This window comes from Nocardia sp. NPDC004068 (assembly GCF_042874315.1).
GTDB lineage: Bacteria > Actinomycetota > Actinomycetes > Mycobacteriales > Mycobacteriaceae > Nocardia.
In genome coordinates, this window is sequence record NZ_JBIAMW010000009.1 from 113,554 (window position 1) to 132,420 (window position 18,867).

Below are 18,867 nucleotides of genomic sequence, written 5' to 3' on the forward strand. Positions count from 1 at the left end.
ACCGGCTAGCGGCCGATCATCCTATCCAATTCCTCGATGGTCCAGGGCTTTTCGTGCGCATGGTCGCGGTACCCCAACGGCTCCGCGACCGGCCGCCCGAACCTCCCCACGAAACCCCCTGCGGCGATGAATATCTCGCCGCTCACCGACCTCGAAGCGTCGGAGGCGAGGTAAAGATACAGCGCGGCAGCGTATTCCGGCGGTGGCGCGTCCAACGCCCCGTGCATGGTCGTCTCGTCGAGCAGTCCGCGCCGATGCAGCTCCCGGATGTGCGCCTCGTAATCCGGCCCGGTCGACAGCCGGGTCCGCGCGCCGGGGCACACGGCATTGACCCGCACCCCGTGTTCCCGCAACTCCGCGGCCAGCGCCAGCGTCAGGCTGGCGACCGCGCCCTTGCCCGCCGGATAGCCCGTTCCGCCGAAATCGCCCAGATAGGCGAATGATCCGGTGTTCACGATGGCCCCGGACCCGCGCTCGGCCATGAGCGGGGCGACGGACCGGCAGGTGGTGAACACGGTCGTCAGATGCGAGTCCAGCAGCTCCCGCCACTCGGCGGCGGTGACGGTGAGGATCGACGACCCGCGCGGTTCGGCGATGCCCGCGCAGTTCACCAGCACGTCGACCGCCCCGAACTCGGCCACGCACGTCGCCACGAGCCGCGCGGCGACGGCCTCCTCGGCCGCCGATCCCGCGACGCCGATCGCCGTCCCGCCCGCCGCGGTGATCGTCGCGATGACCTCCGCCACGGCCGCCTCGGTGCGCGAATTCACCACCACCCCAGCGCCATTGGCGGCCAGCAGCTCGGCCACGGCCCGCCCGACCCCGCTGCCGCCGCCCACGACGACAGCGCCCCGGCCCGACAGCGGCGCGCTCACGGCGACCGCAGATCGGCCAGTTTCCCGCTGAGCCGATCCAGATAGCGCAGGATGTCGTCGGTCGACCGGTCGGGCAGCCCGTAGAGCACATCGGTCACCCCGTCGGCCGCCCACTGCGCCAGCCGATCCGCGTCCGGCTTGAAGTCCAGCGCGACCACGCGCGGCCGCCCGGACCGCCCGGCGTCGTCCCAGAACTTGTGCAGCAGCCGCAATCTCGCGGAGATGTCGGTCTCGGTGGGGGTGGTGATCCAGCCGTCGCCGGTGCGCGCGATCCACGCGAACGTCTTCTCCGTGCCCGCCGCCCCGATCAACACCGGGATGTGCGCCTGCGCGGGCTTGGGCCACGCCCAGCTGGGCCCGAACCGCACGTGGTCGCCGTCGTAGCTCGCCTCGTCGCGGGTCCACAGCTCCCGCATGGCCTCCACGTATTCCCGCAGCACGGTGCGCCGCCTGCCCGGCGGCACCCCGTGGTCGGCGAGTTCGTCGGTGTTCCAACCGAATCCGGCGCCGAGGGTCACCCGGCCGCCGGAGAGATGGTCGAGGCTGGCGATCGTCTTGGCGAGGGTGATCGGATCGTGCTCCACCGGCAGCGCGACCGCCGTGGACAGCTCGATCCGCTCGGTCACCGCGGCCGCCGTGGCCAGCGCCACCCACGGATCGAGGGTGCGGGTGTAGCGGTCGTCGGGCAGCGACGCGTCGCCCGTGGTGGGATGCGCGGCCTCCCGCTTCACCGGAATGTGGGTGTGTTCGGGCACGAAGAACGAGTCGAAGCCCCGTTCCTCGGCGGCGGCCGCGGCGGTCGCGGGCGCGATGCCGCGGTCGCTGGTGAACAGGACGATTCCGAAACGCATACCGCTACTTCTTCTTTCGCTTGGCCAGCACCGACCCGACGACCGAGTCCAGTTTGGTGCCCGCGGGCCAGCCGATGTAGTGGCACAGGAACAGCGCGATCTCCTTCAGCTGCTCCTCGTCGAGTTCCTCGTTGTGCAGCGCCGCACCGATCTGGATCTCCGCCACGTCGAACAGCCCCTGCGCGGTGAGCGCCCCGAGCAACAGCAGGCGGCGGTCGCGGATGGAAAGCCCGGGCCGCGACCAGATGTCGGCGAACAGGTGATCGACGGTGACCGCGAAATGCTCCCCCGGCCCGTCGCTGACCTCCCAGCCGTACACCTCGCTCATCTTGGCCAAGCCCCGCTTGCGCCGATCGTCGTCGGTCATGAACGCTCCTTCTCCGATGCGGGGACCCCGAGCCCCTCCGCGAGGCGGGAGGCGGCCAGTTCGGCCAGCGGCAGCGAAACATCCAGGCGGGCACCGAGTTCCAGCGCCAGCGACAGATCCTTCTCGCCGAGATCGCGGACGTGACTCAGGATCGGGAACCAGAAGTCCTCCGGATCGATCGGGGCGGTGGTGTCGCGCAACATGATCGCGCCCGCGCCGCCGGTGATGGCGTCGGAGTGCCTGACCACCTTGCCGAGCTTGGTGATGTTCAACCCGGCCGCCTCCGCGAGCCGCTGCGCCTCGGTCGCGGCGGTGAACGACACGAAGTGAAGCAGGTTGCGCGCCAACTTCATTCGCGTCCCCGCGCCCACGTCACCGGCGTGCACGATGAGATTCGAGAACAGCCCGAACGGCGGCCGGATCCGCTCCACCGCCGCCTTCGTCCCGCCCACCATGACCGCCAGCGCGCCCTTCTCCGCCGCGCCCGCGCCCCCACTGACGGGCGCGTCCACGAATTCCACCCCGTGTCCGGCGCACAGCGCGGCCAACTCCTCGGCCGTGGTGTCGCTGATGGTGGAGTGCACCGCGACAACCGTGCCCGGCGCGGCCGTGCGCAGAATTCCCTTGGGGCCGTTGACGACATCGCGCACCTGCCCGTCATCGATGACGGTCACGCTGATCACCCGAGCCTCGGTCGCCAGCGCGGCCGGATCGTCGGCCGCCCGCGCCCCCGCCTCGGTGAACGGCGCGATCGCCTCCGCCCGAACATCGCACACGATCAGCCCGCCCGCCCACTCCAACAGCCGCTTGGCCATCGGCGCGCCCATATTTCCCAGGCCGATGAATCCGACCGGGGCGTCGGCGTTCTCGTCGGTCATCGGATGATCTGCCCGCCGTCGACATTGAGAATGTGCCCGGTGACCCAGCCCGCGTCGTCGGAGAGCAGGTACAGGCACGCGCCCACCAGATCCTCGGGGGTGCCCATCCGCTTGATCGGAATGCGGGAGACCATGTCCTTCACAATATTTCCGGGCGTCACGGTCTGGGTGGCCTCGGTATTGATCGGGCCGGGCGCGATGGCGTTGATGCGGATCTTCGACCCGCCCAGTTCGGTCGCCAACTGCTGGGTGAGCCCGTTGATGCCGACCTTGGCCAGACCGTAGAACCCCGAGTACAGCCACGCCGCCGTGGAGGACTGGTTGACGATCGAGCCGCCCCCGGCCGCCGCCATCGACTGCCACACCGCGCGGGTCACGTTCAGCGCGCCGTCGAGGTTCACGCTCATGAACTTCTTGTAGTAGTCCCACGGCACGGTCAGCAGCAGATCGAGTTTCATCTCGCCGTAGATGGCGGCGTTGTTCACCAGATGGTTGATCGCCCCGAACTCGGCGACGGTGAATTCGGCCAGGGCCGTGGCGGATTCGGGATCGGCGACGTCGACGGTGTGGAAGACCGCGGTGCCGCCGTCGGCGACGATCTCCTTGGCGACTTGCTCGCCGCGCTCGGCATTGAGATCGGCGACCACGACCTTGGCGCCCTCGGCGGCCAGCGCCTTGGCGTAGGCCGCGCCGATGCCCTGCGCGGCGCCGGTGACGATCGCGGCCCGATCGGTGAAACGTGCCATATGAGTTCAACTCCTACTGTCGAAGATTCAGGCGGGGAAGGCGACCAGCTTGGTCTCGAGGTACTCCTCGAAACCCGCGACACCCATCTCGCGGCCGATGCCGGACTGCTTGTACCCGCCGAACGGCGCGTCCGCGTGGTACCAGAGCCCGCCGTTCACGCCGAGCGTGCCGGTGCGCACCCCCGCCACCACGCGTTCGATCCGCTCGGGATCTGTACCCCACACCGAACCCGACAGCCCGTACGGGGATTCATTGGCCAGCCGCACCGCGTCGGCGTCCCCGTCGTGCGGGATCACCACGAGCACCGGCCCGAAGATCTCCTCCTGCGCGACGGTCGAGGTATTGGGCAGATCCGCGATGAGCGTCGGCTCCACGAAGAAGCCGCGCTCCCGGTTCGCGGGCCGTCCGCCACCGGCCACGATGCGCCCGCCCTCGGCGCGCGCGATCTCGATATAGCGCTCCACCCGCTCGCGCTGCCGCGCGGAAATCACCGGGCCGCAGACGGTTCCGGGTTTGGTGGGGTCCCCGGCCCGGATGCCCGCCATGGCCTTGGCCGCCGCGGCCACCGCGTCCTCGTAGACAGCGCGCGGCACCAACATGCGCGTGGTCAGCGCGCAGCCCTGCCCGGCGTGCACCGCCACCGAGAACGCCGTGTAGCTCGCGGCCGCGGCGATATCGGCGTCGTCGAGCACGATCGCCGCCGACTTGCCGCCCAACTCCAGGAAGGTTCGCTTGAGCGTGGCCGCCGCGCCCGCCATCACCGCGCGACCGGTCTGCGTCGACCCGGTGAAGGTGACCATGTCCACGCGCGGATCGGCCACCAGGCGCGCGCCCAGCGTGTGATCGGCGGAGGTGACGATATTGACCACCCCCGCCGGGATGTCGGTGTGCTCGGCGATCAGCGGCCCCAGCACCGCCGCCACCCACGGGGTGTCGGGAGCGGGCTTGAGCACCACCGTATTTCCCGCCGCCAGCGCCGGACCGAGTTTGGCGAGATTGATCTGGTGCGGGAAGTTCCACGGCGTGATCGCCCCCACCACGCCGACGGCCTCGCGGCGGATCTCGCGGCGGCTGGCGATGCCCATCGTCTCGGCGACGCCCAGATCGGTTGTCCACGAATAGCTTTCGGCCAGGGCTGCGGCGAACGACAGATCCGCGACCGGACCCTCGAGCTGCGGTCCGCTGGTCAACATGACCGGCGCGCCGACCTCCGCGATGGTGATCGCGCGCAGTTCCTCGATGTGCGCGCGCATCACATCGCGCAACTGCCGCACACAGTGCGCGCGGAAGGCGTGATCCCGCGACCAGTCGGTCTCGTCGAAGGCCGTGCGCGCCGCCGCGACGGCCGCGTCCATATCCTCCGGCGACGCGTCGGCGGCATGGCCGAGGACCTCCTCGGTCGCGGGGTTGACGGTCTCGAACACGCCCGCGCCGCCGGGCACCGACTTGCCGCCGATCAGCAGGGATGTGACCTCGGGAGGGACGAGGCTGTTCATCAGCATGCTCCGATACATGTCTAGACAGGTGTTCGGAATATAGTTCCGATCGCCGACGCGGCGCAAGGATCGGCCCGAACCGTTGTGGTGGAACAGCGTCGGTGATACCGTCCAGACACATGTCCAGCTATGTGTCTTCGAGGTACGCGTGATGACTTCGGCCTCACTGGAACCGGTCACGTTCGATCCGTACGACTATCGGTTCCACGACGACCCCTATCCCGTCTACCAGCGGCTGCGCACCGACGCGCCGCTCTACCACAATCCGGAGCTGGGCTTCTGGGCGCTGTCGCGGCACGCCGACGTCATCGCCGGATTCCGCGACAACGCGCGACTGTCCAGCGCCAACGGGGTCTCACTCGATCCGGCCGCCTGGGGACCGCACGCGCATCGCACGATGTCGTTCCTGGCGATGGACGACCCCCGGCACATGCGCATGCGCAAACTGGTCTACAAGGGCTTCACCCCGCGCCGGGTCTCCGAGATGGACGCCCGCATCCACGAACTCACCCTCGAACATCTCGAATCCGCCTTGGCGGCAGGCACTTTCGACTGGATCGAGGATTTCGCGGGCAAGCTGCCCATGGACGTCATCTCCGAACTGTTGGGCGTGCCGGTCCCCGATCGCGCCGAGGTCCGCCGCCTCGCCGATCTGGTCATGCACCGCGAGGAGGGCGTGCTCGACGTCCCGCCACCCGCGATCGACGCGGCCCTGCGGCTGATCACCTACTACAGCGAGATGGTCGCCGACCGCCGCAAGACGCCGACCGAGGATCTCACCTCCGCGCTGCTCGACGCCGAGATCGACGGCGACCGGCTCACCGACGAGGAGATCATCGGCTTCATGTTCCTCATGGTGGTCGCGGGCAACGAGACCACCACCAAACTGCTCGGCAATGCGCTGTACTGGGCCGCGCGCAATCCCGGCGAGTACGAGAAGGTGAGCGCGGATCCGGAGCTGGTGCCGGACTGGGTCGAGGAGACCCTGCGCTACGACACCTCGAGCCAGATCGTGGCCCGCAGCGCCGCCACCGATATCGAGATGTACGGGCGGACCATCCCGGCCGGGGACAAGGTGCTGCTGCTCATCGGCTCGGCCAATCGCGATTCCGACGTCTTCGACGACGGCGACAGTTACCGTATCGATCGCGCCGAAAAGGGCAATCTCGCCAGTTTCGGTGCGGGCGTGCACTTCTGCCTGGGCGCGCATCTGGCCCGGCTGGAGACCACGATCGCATTGCGCGAGTTCGTCTCCCGGGTGCGGCGATACGAGCTCGTCGAGTCCGGCATCGAACGCGTCCACTCCACGAACGTCCGCGGTTTCGCCCATCTCCCCCTCACCGTCGAGGTCCGGTAAATGCCCCGTTTCGAACCCCATCCCGACCGCCGCCCGGCCCTGATCGCCGGGGCCTCCTCCGGGATCGGCGCGGCCACCGCCGTCACGCTGGCCCGGCTCGGCCATCCCGTCGCCCTGGGCGCGCGCCGCGTGGACCAGTGCGCGGAACTGGCCGCCAAGATCGTCGCCGACGGCGGCGAGGCGGTCGCGCACCGGCTCGACGTGAGCGACACCGCCTCGGTCGACGCCTTCGTCACCGCGGCCGAGGCCGATCTCGGTCCGATCGAGGTCCTCGTGTCCGGGGCCGGGCATCTGAGGTTCTCCCGGGTGCACGAGATGGATCCGGCCGAGTTCGCCGAGCAGGTGAACGTCCATCTGCTCGGTGTACAACGCTTGGCGCACAGGGTGATTCCGCACATGGTCGCCCGTCGGCGCGGCGACTTCGTCATGATCAGCTCCGACACCGCGAACAATCCGCGCCCCCGCTCGGGCGCCTACCCCGCGGCCAAGACCGCGGTCGAGGTGATGGCCCGGCAGATGGTGATGGAGCTCGAGGGCACCGGTGTGCGCGCCTCGCTGGTGCGGCCCGGCCCGACCATGACCGGCATGGGCATGGACGCCACCGCCGACGTCATCGGACCGGTGCTCGAGGACTGGACCCGATGGGGTTTCGCCCGGCATCCGGAGATGCTCAAACCCGTCGCGCTGGCCGACGCCATCGCCGCGGTCGTCTCCGCCCCGCGCGGCACCCACATCCAGCTGACCGAGGTGCAGCCCGAGGCCCGGGTGACCACCACCGAGTAGGGAGCAACACATGAGGATCACCGTCGATCTCGACCTGTGCCAGGGCCACGCCGTGTGCGCGGCCGAGGCGCCCGACGTCTTCACCGTGCCCAAACACGGCAAGGTCGAAATCCGCGTTCCCACACCGGGTCCCGAGTCCCGCGCCGAGGTCGAGACGGCCGTGCGCTACTGCCCCACCCAGGCGCTGTCGGTCACCGACGGCGACTGACTCCTCCCCCAGGATCGACCGAAAGGACCACGGCCATGGCCGAATTCGACCGCGCCGAACTCGACGAGATGGTGCGCCGCTGGCTACAGGCGAACGAGGAGTGCGAGGCGAAGGGCGACTGGCGTCCCCTCGCCGAGTTCTACACCGAGGACGCCACCTACGGCTGGAACTACGGCCCGAAGCAGGAGTTCATGGCCGTCGGCCGCGACCAGATCCGCGACTGGGCCGTGGGTCTGGAGATGGACGGCCTCGACGGCTGGACCTACCCGTACCAGGCATGGGTCATCGACGACCGCACCGGCAACCTCATCGGCCTGTGGAAGCAGGTCAACGAGAACACCCGCCCCGACGGCCGGCACTACTCGCCCGAGGGCATCGGCGGCAGCTGGTTCCGCTACGGCGGGAACTTCCAATGGTCGTGGCAGCGCGACTTCTTCGACTTCGGCAATGTCAGCGCGCTGTTCCTCGAGATGATCACCGACAACGTGCTTTCGGACGGTATGCGCAAGCGCATCGAGCGGTCGGCCCAGCCGCAGCCGGGCTGGTACAAGATCGGCGAGGCCCCGGTGCCGCTGTGGTGAGCGAATCTCCCTCGCGCCGCAGCGCTTTCGCGGAGCTGAGCCATGCCGAACTGGCGTCGCTCGTCCCCGAACTGCTGTTGAGCGGTCAGCTGATCGACCGCTCCGGGATGGCGCACAGCATCAAGGCGTTCGGCCGCGAGGGGATGGCGGCCGTGGCGATCGAGGAATGGCAGGTCGCCAGCCCCGTCTACACCCGCCGGATGCAGCGCGCGCTGAACTTCACCGGCGACGACGTCGTGACGATCTTCAAAGGGCTGCAACTGGATATCGGCGCGCCCCCGCAGTTCATGGACTTCCGCTTCCGCGTCGACGATCCCCGGCACGGCGAGTTCTGGCTCGACCACTGCGGCGCGCTGGCCGATGTGGAGCCGATGGGCGAGGACTACGTGCGCTCGATGTGCCACGACATCGAGGACCCGACCTTCGACGCCACCGCGCTGGCCACCAACCCGCACGCCCGGGTGCGGCCCATCCACCGCCCGCCCCGGGTGCCCGCCGACCGGCACCCGGTGTGCGCGTGGACGGTGGTCATCGATCCCGCGCACGAACCGCCGCCGATCCCGCCCAACGCGGACATCGTGGCCGAATCCGCCGCCGCCCGGGTCGAATTGGATCCGATCGATCCCGACGACCCGGGGCGGCCGGACTACTCCGGTCCGTTGCTGAGCGATCTGCGATTCACCGACTTCTCCCGCGCGGCGCTGATCCGAATGGCCGACGAGGTGTGCCTGCAACACCATCTGCTGGCCCTCGGGTTCGTCATCGCCATCCGCTCGCGCACCGACGCGGCGAGCGCGACGGAGATCGTGCGCAAGCAGTTCACCGGCATCGCGGGGCTCACCTCCGAACGGCTGCGCGACGCGCTCGGGCTCGGCCGCGACGAGGCGGCGCTGGCCCGGGTGCTGGCCCTGCATCCGGCGTGGAATCCGCTGCGCTACACCGGTGTTCGCGTCGAGACGGGCGATTCCGAGGTCGCGTTGCGCCTGCCCAAGGCCAGCGGCGCGATCGCGGACGGCGTGTGGCCCACGGTGGTCGACGCCGATCACCTCGCCCCGCTCGAGGCCATGGCCCGCGGGGTCGATCCGCACTACGTCGCCGAGGTGGCCGCCGACACCGACGACGAGCTGGTGGTCCGATTCCGGCTGGGCGACACAGCGTTCCGAGAGTCCGGTGAGGTGGCGATCACCCGATTCAGCACCGGCGCCGATTTCCGCTTCACCGACCGCGGCATCCCGCTGCCCCTGACCGTGGTCTGAACCTCATGAGAGACGAATTCCCATGGCGCGCAACTTCGCTGACCTGTTCGAGCACGCCGTCGATGCGATGCCCGACCGCACCGCGCTGGTCCACGCGGGCCGCCGCGTCACCTACGCCGAGCTCGAGGCCCGAGCCAACCGGCTCGCCGATCACCTGACCTCCATCGGCGTCGGGGCGGGCGCGCACGTCGGTTTCCAGATGCACAACAGCATCGAGACCATGGAAACCCTCATCGCCTGCTTCAAGGTGCGGGCGGCCCCGATCAACGTCAACTACCGCTACGGCGTCGAGGAGCTGCGCTACCTCTACGACAACGCCGACCTCGACGCGCTGGTGTACCACCGCAGTTACGAATCCGCTGTCGCACAGGCGCTCTCGCTGACACCGCGGGTGCGTCACGCCCTCGTGGTGGACGACGACCTGGGCAGCGACCATCTCACCAGCTCGGCCACCGCCTACGAGGCGGCCCTCGCCGCGGGCTCGCCGGAACGACGCGCGGTCGAGCGCAGCGCCGACGATCTGTTCATGATGTACACCGGCGGCACCACCGGCATGCCCAAGGGCGTGATGTGGCGGCAGGAGGACATGTGGCGGGTCCTCGGCGGCGGCATCGACTTCTACACCAACGAGCCGGTCGCCGACGAGTACCAGCAGTCGCGGACCGGCGCGCAGAACGCTCCCATGACCTGGTTCATCCTGCCGCCGCTCATCCACGCCGCGGCCATGATGCCCACCTTCACCGCGCTGTGGACCGGCAACGCGGTGATCTTCGAGTCCAGGTTCGATCCGATTCGGGTGTGGCGCACCGTCGAACGCGAACGGCCGCAGGTGCTGGTCATCACCGGCGACGCCATGGCCCGCCCGCTGCTCGACACCCTCGCCGCCGAACCCGTCGACGCCTCCTCGCTGGTGGTCATCGCCTCCGGGGCGGCGCTGCTGTCGCAGCAGGCGAAGAACGAACTGCTCGAACGGTTCCCGTCGGCGCTCATCTCCGACTCCATCGGGTCGTCCGAAACAGGCTTCGGCGGCATGGGTTTCGCGACCAAGGACGACGACCCCGGGCGCGGGCCACGGGTGCGGATCGGGCGCGGCGCGGTGGTCGTCGACGAATCCGGGCATCCGGTCCCGACCGGCGCCGAGGGCTGGCTGGCCAAGACCGGGGCGGTCCCGATCGGCTACTACAAGGACGAGGCGAAGACCGCGCGGCTGTTCAAGACGGTCGACGGCACCCGCATGGTCATCACCGACGACCGGGCGCGCGTCGAGTACGACGGCTCGATCACCCTGCTCGGGCGCGGCAACATGGTCATCAACACCGGCGGCGAGAAGGTCTTCGTCGAGGAGGTGGAAAGCGTTCTCAAGGCCCATGATTCGGTGTTCGACGCGGTCGTGGTCGGCGTCCCGCACGAGCGGTGGGGCCATCAGGTCGCGGCCGTGGTGTCGGTGACCGGCGATGGCGCAACGGATTTCGACGCGCTCACCGCTCACGTACGGCGGCATCTGGCGGGATACAAAGTGCCCCGGCGGATCTGGATCGCCGAGACCATCACCCGCTCCCCCAGCGGCAAACCCGACTACCGGTGGGCCAAGGAGTTCACCGCCGCGCGCGAGCCCGCCCACCGCACCGACCCGGTGTGAACGGGCGCGGCCCTTGTCGCGCATCACAAACCGTAGTACCGTCCAGACAGGTGTCCATCTCTGTCTGGACAGGTCTTCAGGGAAGGATTTCCAATGACCCTGGTCAAGCCGCGGCGCGTGTCCGGAGGCGAACACGAACACGGTCACCTCGAGGAGTTCCGCACCGATCCGATCGCGCTCATGCGCCGAGTGCGGGCCGAGTGCGGGGACGTCGGCAGTTTCGGGCTCGCGGGCCGCGATGTGATCATGCTGTCCGGTGCGGAGGCCAACGAGTTCTTCTTCCGCGCGGGGGACGACGATCTCGACCAGGCGGCGGCCTATCCGTTCATGAAGCCGATCTTCGGCGAGGGCGTGGTCTTCGACGCGCCGCCCGAGCGCCGCAAGGAGATGCTGCACAATCAGGCGCTGCGCGCGGACCATATGCGCGGGCACGCGGTGACCATCGCCCGCGAGGTCGACCGGATGCTCGAACGCTGGGGCGACGAGGGTGAAATAGATCTGCTCGAGTTCTTCGCCGAGCTGACCATCTACACCTCCTCGGCCTGCCTGATCGGGGTGAAGTTCCGCAATCAGCTCGACGGTCGCTTCGCCCACCTCTACCACGAACTCGAGCAGGGCACCGACGCGCTGGCCTATGTCGACCCGTACGCGCCGATCGAGAGCTTCCGCCGCCGCGACGAGGCCCGCGCACAGCTGGTCGAGCTGGTGCGCGAGATCATGGCCGACCGCGCCGCCAACCCGCCGAGCGGCAAGGACGAGCGCGACATGCTCGACGTGCTCATCTCCATCACCGATGAGCAAGGGGCGCCGCGGTTTTCGGCCAGCGAGATCACCGGCATCTTCATCTCGATGATGTTCGCCGGGCACCACACCACCTCGGGCACCGCCGCGTGGACCATCATCGAACTGCTGCGGCATCCCGAGACCCTGGCGGGCGTGGTCACCGAACTGGACGAGCTGTTCGCCGACGGTTCGGAGGTCAGCCACAACGCGCTGCGTCAGATCCCGAATCTGGAGGCCGCGCTGAAAGAGGCGCTGCGCCTGCATCCCCCGCTCATCATCCTCATGCGCATCGCGCGCGACGAGTTCGAGGTGTGCGGCCACCGCATCGCCCCCGGCGATATGGTGGCCGCGACGCCCGCGATCTCCAACCGCATTCCCGAGGACTTCCCCGATCCGGACACCTTCGATCCGGGCCGCTACCTCGATCCGCGCCAGGAGGATCTGGCCAACCGCTGGACCTGGATCCCGTTCGGCGCGGGCCGCCACCGCTGCGTCGGGGCCCCCTTCGCCCTCATGCAGTTGAAGGCGATCTTCTCGATCCTGTTGCGCGACTGGGAATTCGAGCTGTCCCAGCCGTCGGACACCTACCGCAACGACCACTCCAAGATGGTCGTCCAGCTCCAACAGCCCTGCCGCGTCCGCTACCGCCGCCGCCGGCGGTGACCCCCGAATCCCAGGAGTACGCAGTGCCAGCCCCAGCCATCCCCGCCGGATTCGACTTCACCGACCCCTCCCTGTGGGAAACTCGCAATCCCACAACCGAATTCGCCGAACTTCGCCGCACCGCCCCGGTCTGGTGGAACGCCCAGACCGACGAACAGTCCGGCGGCTTCCGCGACGGCGGGTACTGGGTGGTGAGTCGGCACGAGGACATCAAGGAGATCTCCCGCAAGCCGGAGATCTTCTCCTCGCAGCGCAAGGGGTCGATCATCCGGTTGCCGGGCGAGATCACGGCCGATCAGATCGAGCTCACGAGCGCGTTGCTGGTGAACATGGATCCGCCCAAGCACACCAAGATTCGGCGGATCATCTCCAAGGGGTTCAGCCCGCGCGCGGTCGAGGGGTTGCGCGCGGCACTGGCGGATCGGGCCGCGGCGATCGTGCGCGGCGCGCGCGAGTCCGGCGGCGGCGACTTCGTGGAACAGGTCGCCTGCGAACTGCCGTTGCAGGCCATCGCGGAGTTGCTCGGCGTCCCGCAGGAGGACCGCCGCAAGGTCTTCGACTGGTCCAACCAGATGCTCAACTACGACGACCCGGAGTACGGCGACGCGGTCACCACGACCTCCGCCGCCAACGCGTCGATGGAGATCCTGGGCTACGCCTGGAACTTGGCCGAGCAGCGCCGCGCCGACAAGCTCGACGACATCGTGAGCCAGCTCGTGCACGCGGATGTCGACGGGGAGTCCTTGGCGTCGGACGAATTCGGGTTCTTCGTCATCCTGCTGGCGGTCGCGGGCAACGAGACCACCCGCAACGCCATCACGCACGGCATGAAGGCGTTCGTCGACAATCCCGAGCAGTGGGAGCTGTACAAGGCCGAGCGCCCGCGCACCGCGCCGGACGAGATCGTCCGCTGGGCGACCCCGGTGACGGCCTTCCAGCGCACGGCGGTCGAGGACACGGTGCTCGGCGGCCAGGAGATCAAGGCGGGTCAGCGGGTCGGATTGTTCTACAGCTCGGCCAATTTCGACGAGGACGCCTTCGAGGACCCGTTCCGGTTCGACATTACGCGAGACCCCAACCCGCACTTGGGTTTCGGCGGGACGGGTGTGCACTACTGCGTGGGCGCGAATCTGGCCCGGCTGGAGATCGACCTGATGTTCAACGCCATCGCCGACGCCATGCCGGACCTGACCCAGGTCGCGGAACCGGAACGGCTGCGCTCGGGATGGATCAACGGGATCAAGCACTGGCGGGTGCGCTACGCCTGACGCTCAGGTCAGCTCAGGCCGCCGTCGACCGCGATGCTCTGACCGGTGATCCATCTCGCCGCGTCGGAGGCCAGGAAGTCGACGACATCGGCGATGTCGCCCGGTTCCGCCAACCGGCCCAACGGGGTCTGGGCGAGGAGCACGTCGACCGGGGCGCCGGACGAGGCGAACAGGTCGGTGTCGGTCGGGCCGGGCAGCACACTGTTGACGGTGATGCCGCGCGCGCCCAGTTCGCGGGCCGCCGTGCGGACGAGATGTTCGCCCGCGGCCTTGCTGGCGGCGTAGAGCGCCTGCCCGGCCGGGTTCACGCGGGTCACCGCGGAGGAGACGAAGACGATCCGGCCGCCGGGGCGCATGTCGAGCCCCGCCTGCCGGAGCGCCAGGAAGGTGGCGTGGGCGTTCAGCGAGAACGCGTACCGGTAGTCGTCCTCGGTGGCCGCGTCGAGCGGGCCGCCGACGAACCCGGCTGCGTTGTGCACCAACACATCCAGGCCACCGTAGTGACGCCGGGCCGCGTCGAAGAGGGTACGCAGCTCCCCCGGGTTCGCGACGTCGGCCCGCACCATCATCGCGCGGCCGCCCCGCGATTCGATGTCGGCCACCACGCGCGCGGCCGCGGCGGCATCGGTGCGGTAGTTGCCGACCACGGCCACGCCGCGGGCGGCGAGCCGCAGCGCGACGGCTCGCCCGATTCCCCGCGAACTACCGGTGATGACGGCCACGCGATCGGTCGTATTCTGCACCGCGTCACTCCAATGGTAAATGTCGTCAACAGTTGAGTCTCTTTACTATATGGTTGACCTCCTCAACAATCAACTACCATCGCTCCATGGCCGCGGCATCGGATGATTCGACCCTCGCGCAGGCACTGCTCGAATTGGGTTGCGTCCTGGACGGACTCAGAGCGGCCGCCAGTCGCGACATCGGCCTCACCCCCCAACAGGCGCAACTGCTCACCCTGGTGGACGCGCGGCACGTGACCCACAGCGAACTGGCCGCCCGAATGCATTGCGACAAGGCCAATATCACCGGTTTGGTCGACCGCCTGGAACGCCGCGGCCTGGTCCAGCGCCGCACGAATCCCGACGATCGGCGCGTGTCCCAGGTGTCGCTCACGGATCGGGGCACGGACCTGGTCACCACCTTCAAGCGAGCGGTCCGCGAGACCGTCGCCGACCACCTCTCCTCCTGGCCCGCCGCCGATCGCCGCCGCCTGGGCGCCCTCGCCCGCGCCGCGACCGAGGCGCTGTGCGAGTGAGGTGGCGGCTTGCCTCGCGAATCCGGCCGTGCGATCCTGACTCGTGGCCCTGGCCCGACTCGCCCTCACCGTCCTGGACTGCGACGACCCCGCCGCCGCCGAGGCCGAGGCCGTCCGCTTGGGCGCCCGCCGCGCCCACCATCAACCCGGCAACCGGCGATGGCGAGTCCTCCTGGACCCGGCGGGCCACCCGTTCTGCCTGTGCGATTGGTCCCAGCCCCTGGATTCACCCACGTAACGTGTTGCGGCGCAAGGGAATCGGCGCTCGACCGACCACCCCGGTCAATAGTTGAAATCGGGCGCGTCGACCGGGACGACCGGAGGCCACGGGTTGGCGTGAATCTCCCTGTCCGACACGGGAATTCCGTGGAACCACCCGTGCGTGCGATCGGCCGCAGTGGTCGGCCGGGCATCGATGTAGTCCAGGTGCAGCCACGACCACACCTGCTCCGCGGGGCACGGCCCGGTTCGGAGGCTCGGGTCGTCGACGACGCCGGATTGGATGAGGACGTCGAGGTGATAGGCGGCGGAGAACCAGCGGGCGGCGTCCCGCCCGCCCGGGCACTCGCGATGCCAGGTCGTGGACAGGGCACGGTCGTCACCGAGACCACCCGCGCCGATGGACCGCGCGGCCAGACGCCGCACCATCGGCGCGGCCTCCGCCAGATCGGCGCACAACCCCCGCGTCACAAGGGAATTGGCGTAGTGCCCGGGACCGTTGACCGAGATCATCACCCCACCCGGGATGCGGCGGTCGTGGTGGCGACGCAGGTGCGCCCCGGTATGAAAGAGCTGCACACTTCCCTTGAACATCCGCAGCGCACCGCGACGGTCGCGCAGGGGTATCGCCTCGGTGTAGATCACATCGGGTTCGATCGGCGCGCGCTCGGTCAGATACAACGCCGCCAGCTCCGCGCACACCCCCCGCAACTCCGGACCGGGCACGGCCCAAGCCAGCCGCCGACTGTTGAAGACGACGAGAAAAGCACTGCTGAGCCCTTCGGCGGCCACCAACTTCCACGCCCGCCGATCGGCCGCGATCCGCTCGGCGACGGCCTGCGCGCCCGCATCCAGAACGTCGTCCCCGATCCAACACAGCGTGAGAACCAGCCCCCGCGCCGCCCGCCCACCCTTGGTCGCCAACCGCCCGAAAACACACGGCTGATGCCGCGCCACCCACTCGAGAAACACGGCACGCTTACGCTCCTCGGGCGCGTCCGACAGCAGCACCCGATGTGCCTCATCGATATCGCCCCCGAACGACGTCCCCGCCGGATACTGCGGCAGCCGGTCGAGTTCGGCGAGCGGGGAATTCGCGGAGATCTGGGGCATCGTCGCCTCGATGTCGGAGGGCCGAAAAGCTTGTGACCAGGCTATTCTGGGCTATTCGGCCCTACCCGGCGGCCCTTCCCGGTCACCGTGGAGTGTCGTACTCGGGTGGCACAGTCACGTCCTTCCGGCGAACCGCGGGCAGGGCGAAGTCCGGGCCGCTCCCGCCACTGCCTCCGGTGTAGTTGCCGAAGAAGCCGACGATCAGGACGATCCAGAAGAACAAGCCGGAAAACCACACCTTCACGAGCCGTCCGAAGGAGGGCCACCCGCCGTCCTCGGGTCGGATGACGACCAGCCCGAACAACAGCTTCCCTATGGTTGCGTGGCAGAACCCTTGCAGGAGTACGCGATCGGAGAAGGACAGAATCGGCCAGGAGATCAAGGCCCACAATCGCGCCTGCGGCACGTCCCCTTCCCAGGCGGGGTGCTGAGCCAACACCGCGAACACGGCGATCATCGGCCCGGCGTGCAGAACCCAGTCGACCAGAAAAGCCGAAACCCACCGCACCCGCCGAGCGGACGGATAGCGCGGGTCGAGTCCGTTCCCGTGTTGCCCGGATGTCTCGATCGCACGGATCTTCCGGGGCTCAGCGCGGCGGCTATGGTTCACAGTGACAGCGCCCCTTCACCAGTGCTCTGGATTCGCAGGCTCACCGAGCGCGCCATATCGATGACCGTGCTCCGGAACCGCGGACCGTATTCGGCGAAGACAGTGGACAATTCGATCGAGGCGACGGCCGACCCGTCCTCGGAGGGCACCACCGCGTCGAGTTGATAGACCGGTGCGGCCGTGCCGGAAGTCGGGTTCCCGGCGAACTCCGGCACCGGGAAGTCGCGCACTCTTTCGAAGAACAGCATCGGCCTGTTGTCGAGTTCGACTACCTGGAGGTCGCCGTAATCGCCGCCTTCGATCGCGGCCTCGGCCAAGTTCTTCACCACCAGGCGCGGATTCTCCCGGTCGCCCCCGGTGTCGTAGACCAGGACCGTGAGCACCGACGTGACAAGGGCCTCGTCGAACACGTGCCTGCCGAGTCCGCAGAATCGAACGCCATTGCGGCCCAATTCTCCGAGAAAGACCCGCATCGCCGGGAGCATCCGATCGGCGGCGGCCACCAGATCGGCGGCACCGACCTCTCGCAACAACGCTGTGGCACTTTCGATGCTGCTGTCGATGCCGCTCAGCGGGAGCCCCACGTAACCGACGGGAATCCCGATGCCGAGTTCCACGCTGCGAGTGGTGGCCGTCACGAGTTCAACCAATCCCTGATGTCGTGATAGCCCGCGGTGACAGCGGTTTTGCCCCGCCAGACCATCTCGATGGTGTCGAGTCGGTTCAACAATGCCAACTCGGGGTTGGCGTGAGCCCCGACGCCGAACACGGAATCGGGAACCCCGAGCCTCGTGAAGACCGTATTGATTCCCTTTGTCGAGAGCCCTGCGGAGTGGGCCGCATCGGACAGCACATTCGTCAGGGTGGGAGCCGCCTCACCTGCCTTGGCCGCTTGGGACGCGAGATCTCCCAGGGACGCAATGCCTTTCGCGGCGCCGTAGGCAGGCGCGACGCCCAGGCTGTCCAATCCGACCTTCGACAATGACTCCAGATCCTGCGTGTGGAAATCCCCATGCAAGAAATCGCCGTTCCCGACTCCCGTCGCGAAGTCGCCGATGTCATTGCGCACCTTGGGGTCGCTCAGATCCAGCCCCACATCGGCCGCACTGGCGGCGATACCGACGACCATTCCGATCACGTCGAAGGGCGGCGGGGTGAACATCGCGACGAGCCCGCCGATGGCGGCCACGGTGCTCAGGATGTTGTGCACCAGCTCCCGGTGTCGGGAGATCCAATCCCCGATCGCGGTGACCGCGTCGGTGATCTTGTCCCACCAATGTTTCGTCGGCGGTTCCGGTGCGAAATCCTTTGCGGCTGCTTCCAATTCGGCGGCGGCCTTGCGCGCTGCGGCCTCGTGCTCGTGTTCGAGATCCCGGGCATGACGAACGATCTCGTCGATCCTGGTCTGCGCGTCGTTCACCGCGGTGGTCGCCGCCGTGACTTGCGCGACGGCGTTGTTCAAGCGCGCCTGGGCCGCTTGCCGCTGAACAGCATCCGAGAAGGTCTGGTTCGCCAGCTCGAGGTCGGGATTGGCCCGGGCCCGCTGCAGAGCGGCCTGCGCGTCCGTGTACTCCCGACGCGCGGTGGCCGCCTCCGTTTCCAGCGTGCCGGCGACCTCACGATGCGCGATCAAGGAGCTGTGCCATCCAGCCAGCACGCCGACCGCCCGTTCCAGGGAGCTCTGCGCATAGCCGAGATCCCGAGCCAGGGTGGTGTCGAACTGGTTGCGAAACGCATCGCCGCCCTGTCCGACCCACACGCCGTCGGTGCCGTTGCGCAGACGGTTCAAGACCTCTTTGGTGTCCTTGATGGCCTCGCCCGCGGAGTTGATCCTCCCTCGCAGACCTTCGACGTCGTCGGGAACTCCGGCTACCGGATTGAAGCCCAGATTGGGATAGGGGTTGTCACTCAACGG

The 18,867-nt window shown here is 68.6% G+C and carries 21 protein-coding genes; 10 read left to right on the forward strand and 11 right to left on the reverse strand.

Annotation, left to right across the window (positions count from 1 at the left end; translation table 11 throughout):
- Positions 1-5 precede the first annotated feature (5 nt).
- Genes ACFYTQ_RS23230 through ACFYTQ_RS23255 form a run of 6 tightly spaced genes read right to left on the reverse strand, consistent with a single transcriptional unit; the run spans position 6 to position 5,214 of the window.
- Positions 6-875, reverse strand: a complete 870-nt coding sequence (locus tag ACFYTQ_RS23230) for an SDR family NAD(P)-dependent oxidoreductase (RefSeq protein WP_387364559.1) — start codon at positions 873-875, stop codon at positions 6-8.
- Positions 872-1,726, reverse strand: a complete 855-nt coding sequence (locus tag ACFYTQ_RS23235) for an LLM class F420-dependent oxidoreductase (RefSeq protein ID WP_387364562.1) — start codon at positions 1,724-1,726, stop codon at positions 872-874. The genes ACFYTQ_RS23230 and ACFYTQ_RS23235 overlap by 4 nt, the downstream gene beginning before the upstream one ends.
- A 4-nt stretch (positions 1,727-1,730) precedes the next feature.
- Positions 1,731-2,093, reverse strand: coding sequence for a carboxymuconolactone decarboxylase family protein (locus ACFYTQ_RS23240; RefSeq protein WP_387364565.1), 363 nt, complete (start codon positions 2,091-2,093; stop codon positions 1,731-1,733).
- Positions 2,090-2,971, reverse strand: a complete 882-nt coding sequence (locus ACFYTQ_RS23245) for an NAD(P)-dependent oxidoreductase (RefSeq protein ID WP_387364568.1) — start codon at positions 2,969-2,971, stop codon at positions 2,090-2,092. Before ACFYTQ_RS23245 ends, ACFYTQ_RS23240 begins: the two co-directional genes overlap by 4 nt.
- Positions 2,968-3,717 carry an SDR family oxidoreductase gene (locus ACFYTQ_RS23250; protein ID WP_387364571.1) on the reverse strand — a complete coding sequence of 250 codons (750 nt, stop codon included), beginning with the start codon at positions 3,715-3,717 and terminating at the stop codon, positions 2,968-2,970. The genes ACFYTQ_RS23245 and ACFYTQ_RS23250 overlap by 4 nt, the downstream gene beginning before the upstream one ends.
- Positions 3,718-3,744: 27 nt before the next feature.
- Positions 3,745-5,214, reverse strand: a complete 1,470-nt coding sequence (locus ACFYTQ_RS23255) for an aldehyde dehydrogenase (protein WP_387364574.1) — start codon at positions 5,212-5,214, stop codon at positions 3,745-3,747.
- A gap of 151 nt (positions 5,215-5,365) precedes the next feature.
- On the opposite strand from ACFYTQ_RS23255, the gene ACFYTQ_RS23260 reads away from it, so the two are divergent.
- The 8 genes from ACFYTQ_RS23260 (at position 5,366) to ACFYTQ_RS23295 (ending at position 13,752) form a co-directional block, all read left to right on the forward strand.
- Positions 5,366-6,571: a cytochrome P450 gene (locus ACFYTQ_RS23260; RefSeq protein WP_387364577.1), complete on the forward strand. Its 1,206-nt coding sequence runs from the start codon at positions 5,366-5,368 to the stop codon at positions 6,569-6,571.
- The gene (locus tag ACFYTQ_RS23265; RefSeq protein ID WP_387364580.1) at positions 6,572-7,354 is read left to right on the forward strand and encodes an SDR family oxidoreductase; all 783 of its coding nucleotides are present in this window, start codon (positions 6,572-6,574) and stop codon (positions 7,352-7,354) included. It abuts the gene before it with no gap.
- Between the two features lie 10 nt (positions 7,355-7,364).
- Positions 7,365-7,562, forward strand: coding sequence for a ferredoxin (locus ACFYTQ_RS23270; RefSeq protein WP_387364583.1), 198 nt, complete (start codon positions 7,365-7,367; stop codon positions 7,560-7,562).
- 35 nt (positions 7,563-7,597) lie between these two features.
- The gene (locus ACFYTQ_RS23275) at positions 7,598-8,143 is read left to right on the forward strand and encodes a nuclear transport factor 2 family protein (RefSeq protein ID WP_387364586.1); all 546 of its coding nucleotides are present in this window, start codon (positions 7,598-7,600) and stop codon (positions 8,141-8,143) included.
- The gene (locus tag ACFYTQ_RS23280; protein ID WP_387364589.1) at positions 8,137-9,399 is read left to right on the forward strand and encodes a hypothetical protein; all 1,263 of its coding nucleotides are present in this window, start codon (positions 8,137-8,139) and stop codon (positions 9,397-9,399) included. Before ACFYTQ_RS23275 ends, ACFYTQ_RS23280 begins: the two co-directional genes overlap by 7 nt.
- Positions 9,400-9,421: 22 nt before the next feature.
- Positions 9,422-11,038 carry an acyl-CoA synthetase gene (locus ACFYTQ_RS23285; RefSeq protein ID WP_387364591.1) on the forward strand — a complete coding sequence of 539 codons (1,617 nt, stop codon included), beginning with the start codon at positions 9,422-9,424 and terminating at the stop codon, positions 11,036-11,038.
- A 93-nt stretch (positions 11,039-11,131) separates the two neighbouring features.
- Positions 11,132-12,484: a cytochrome P450 gene (locus ACFYTQ_RS23290; protein WP_387364594.1), complete on the forward strand. Its 1,353-nt coding sequence runs from the start codon at positions 11,132-11,134 to the stop codon at positions 12,482-12,484.
- 23 nt (positions 12,485-12,507) lie between these two features.
- A complete protein-coding gene (locus tag ACFYTQ_RS23295; protein WP_387364597.1) occupies positions 12,508-13,752 on the forward strand; it encodes a cytochrome P450 in 1,245 nt (414 codons plus the stop codon).
- 8 nt (positions 13,753-13,760) lie between these two features.
- Here the strand turns inward: ACFYTQ_RS23295 and ACFYTQ_RS23300 are convergent, their stop codons facing one another.
- Complete coding sequence (locus ACFYTQ_RS23300; RefSeq protein WP_387364600.1) at positions 13,761-14,495, reverse strand: SDR family NAD(P)-dependent oxidoreductase; 735 nt, start codon at positions 14,493-14,495, stop codon at positions 13,761-13,763.
- A gap of 86 nt (positions 14,496-14,581) precedes the next feature.
- Between ACFYTQ_RS23300 and ACFYTQ_RS23305 the strand changes: the two genes are divergently transcribed.
- Together ACFYTQ_RS23305 and ACFYTQ_RS23310 are read left to right on the forward strand one after the other, a co-directional pair.
- Positions 14,582-15,010: a MarR family winged helix-turn-helix transcriptional regulator gene (locus ACFYTQ_RS23305; RefSeq protein WP_387364603.1), complete on the forward strand. Its 429-nt coding sequence runs from the start codon at positions 14,582-14,584 to the stop codon at positions 15,008-15,010.
- 43 nt (positions 15,011-15,053) lie between these two features.
- Entirely contained in the window at positions 15,054-15,248 is a 195-nt protein-coding gene (locus tag ACFYTQ_RS23310) for a VOC family protein (RefSeq protein ID WP_387364606.1), read from the forward strand.
- A gap of 44 nt (positions 15,249-15,292) precedes the next feature.
- Here ACFYTQ_RS23310 and ACFYTQ_RS23315 read toward each other — a convergent pair whose 3' ends face one another.
- The 4 genes from ACFYTQ_RS23315 to ACFYTQ_RS23330 all read right to left on the reverse strand — a co-directional run bounded on the left by ACFYTQ_RS23315 (position 15,293) and on the right by ACFYTQ_RS23330 (position 18,864).
- A complete protein-coding gene (locus ACFYTQ_RS23315) occupies positions 15,293-16,342 on the reverse strand; it encodes a hypothetical protein (RefSeq protein WP_387364609.1) in 1,050 nt (349 codons plus the stop codon).
- A gap of 82 nt (positions 16,343-16,424) precedes the next feature.
- Positions 16,425-16,952, reverse strand: coding sequence for an RDD family protein (locus ACFYTQ_RS23320; RefSeq protein ID WP_387364612.1), 528 nt, complete (start codon positions 16,950-16,952; stop codon positions 16,425-16,427).
- Positions 16,949-17,590 carry a hypothetical protein gene (locus tag ACFYTQ_RS23325; RefSeq protein WP_387364615.1) on the reverse strand — a complete coding sequence of 214 codons (642 nt, stop codon included), beginning with the start codon at positions 17,588-17,590 and terminating at the stop codon, positions 16,949-16,951. The genes ACFYTQ_RS23320 and ACFYTQ_RS23325 overlap by 4 nt, the downstream gene beginning before the upstream one ends.
- A complete protein-coding gene (locus ACFYTQ_RS23330) occupies positions 17,587-18,864 on the reverse strand; it encodes a hypothetical protein (RefSeq protein WP_387364618.1) in 1,278 nt (425 codons plus the stop codon). Before ACFYTQ_RS23330 ends, ACFYTQ_RS23325 begins: the two co-directional genes overlap by 4 nt.
- Positions 18,865-18,867 lie beyond the last annotated feature (3 nt).

Excerpts from the sequence above, each read along its gene's own strand:
- ACFYTQ_RS23250 (WP_387364571.1), bottom strand. The coding sequence starts at position 3,717 with ATGGCACGTTTCACCGATCGGGCCGCGATCGTCACCGGCGCCGCGCAG.
- ACFYTQ_RS23305 (WP_387364603.1), top strand. The coding sequence starts at position 14,582 with ATGGCCGCGGCATCGGATGATTCGACCCTCGCGCAGGCACTGCTCGAA.
- ACFYTQ_RS23285 (WP_387364591.1), top strand. The coding sequence starts at position 9,422 with ATGGCGCGCAACTTCGCTGACCTGTTCGAGCACGCCGTCGATGCGATG.
- ACFYTQ_RS23255 (WP_387364574.1), bottom strand. The coding sequence starts at position 5,214 with ATGAACAGCCTCGTCCCTCCCGAGGTCACATCCCTGCTGATCGGCGGC.
- ACFYTQ_RS23275 (WP_387364586.1), top strand. The coding sequence starts at position 7,598 with ATGGCCGAATTCGACCGCGCCGAACTCGACGAGATGGTGCGCCGCTGG.
- ACFYTQ_RS23315 (WP_387364609.1), bottom strand. The coding sequence starts at position 16,342 with ATGCCCCAGATCTCCGCGAATTCCCCGCTCGCCGAACTCGACCGGCTG.
- ACFYTQ_RS23270 (WP_387364583.1), top strand. The coding sequence starts at position 7,365 with ATGAGGATCACCGTCGATCTCGACCTGTGCCAGGGCCACGCCGTGTGC.
- ACFYTQ_RS23290 (WP_387364594.1), top strand. The coding sequence starts at position 11,132 with ATGACCCTGGTCAAGCCGCGGCGCGTGTCCGGAGGCGAACACGAACAC.
- ACFYTQ_RS23240 (WP_387364565.1), bottom strand. The coding sequence starts at position 2,093 with ATGACCGACGACGATCGGCGCAAGCGGGGCTTGGCCAAGATGAGCGAG.
- ACFYTQ_RS23260 (WP_387364577.1), top strand. The coding sequence starts at position 5,366 with ATGACTTCGGCCTCACTGGAACCGGTCACGTTCGATCCGTACGACTAT.
- ACFYTQ_RS23235 (WP_387364562.1), bottom strand. The coding sequence starts at position 1,726 with ATGCGTTTCGGAATCGTCCTGTTCACCAGCGACCGCGGCATCGCGCCC.
- ACFYTQ_RS23245 (WP_387364568.1), bottom strand. The coding sequence starts at position 2,971 with ATGACCGACGAGAACGCCGACGCCCCGGTCGGATTCATCGGCCTGGGA.
- ACFYTQ_RS23265 (WP_387364580.1), top strand. The coding sequence starts at position 6,572 with ATGCCCCGTTTCGAACCCCATCCCGACCGCCGCCCGGCCCTGATCGCC.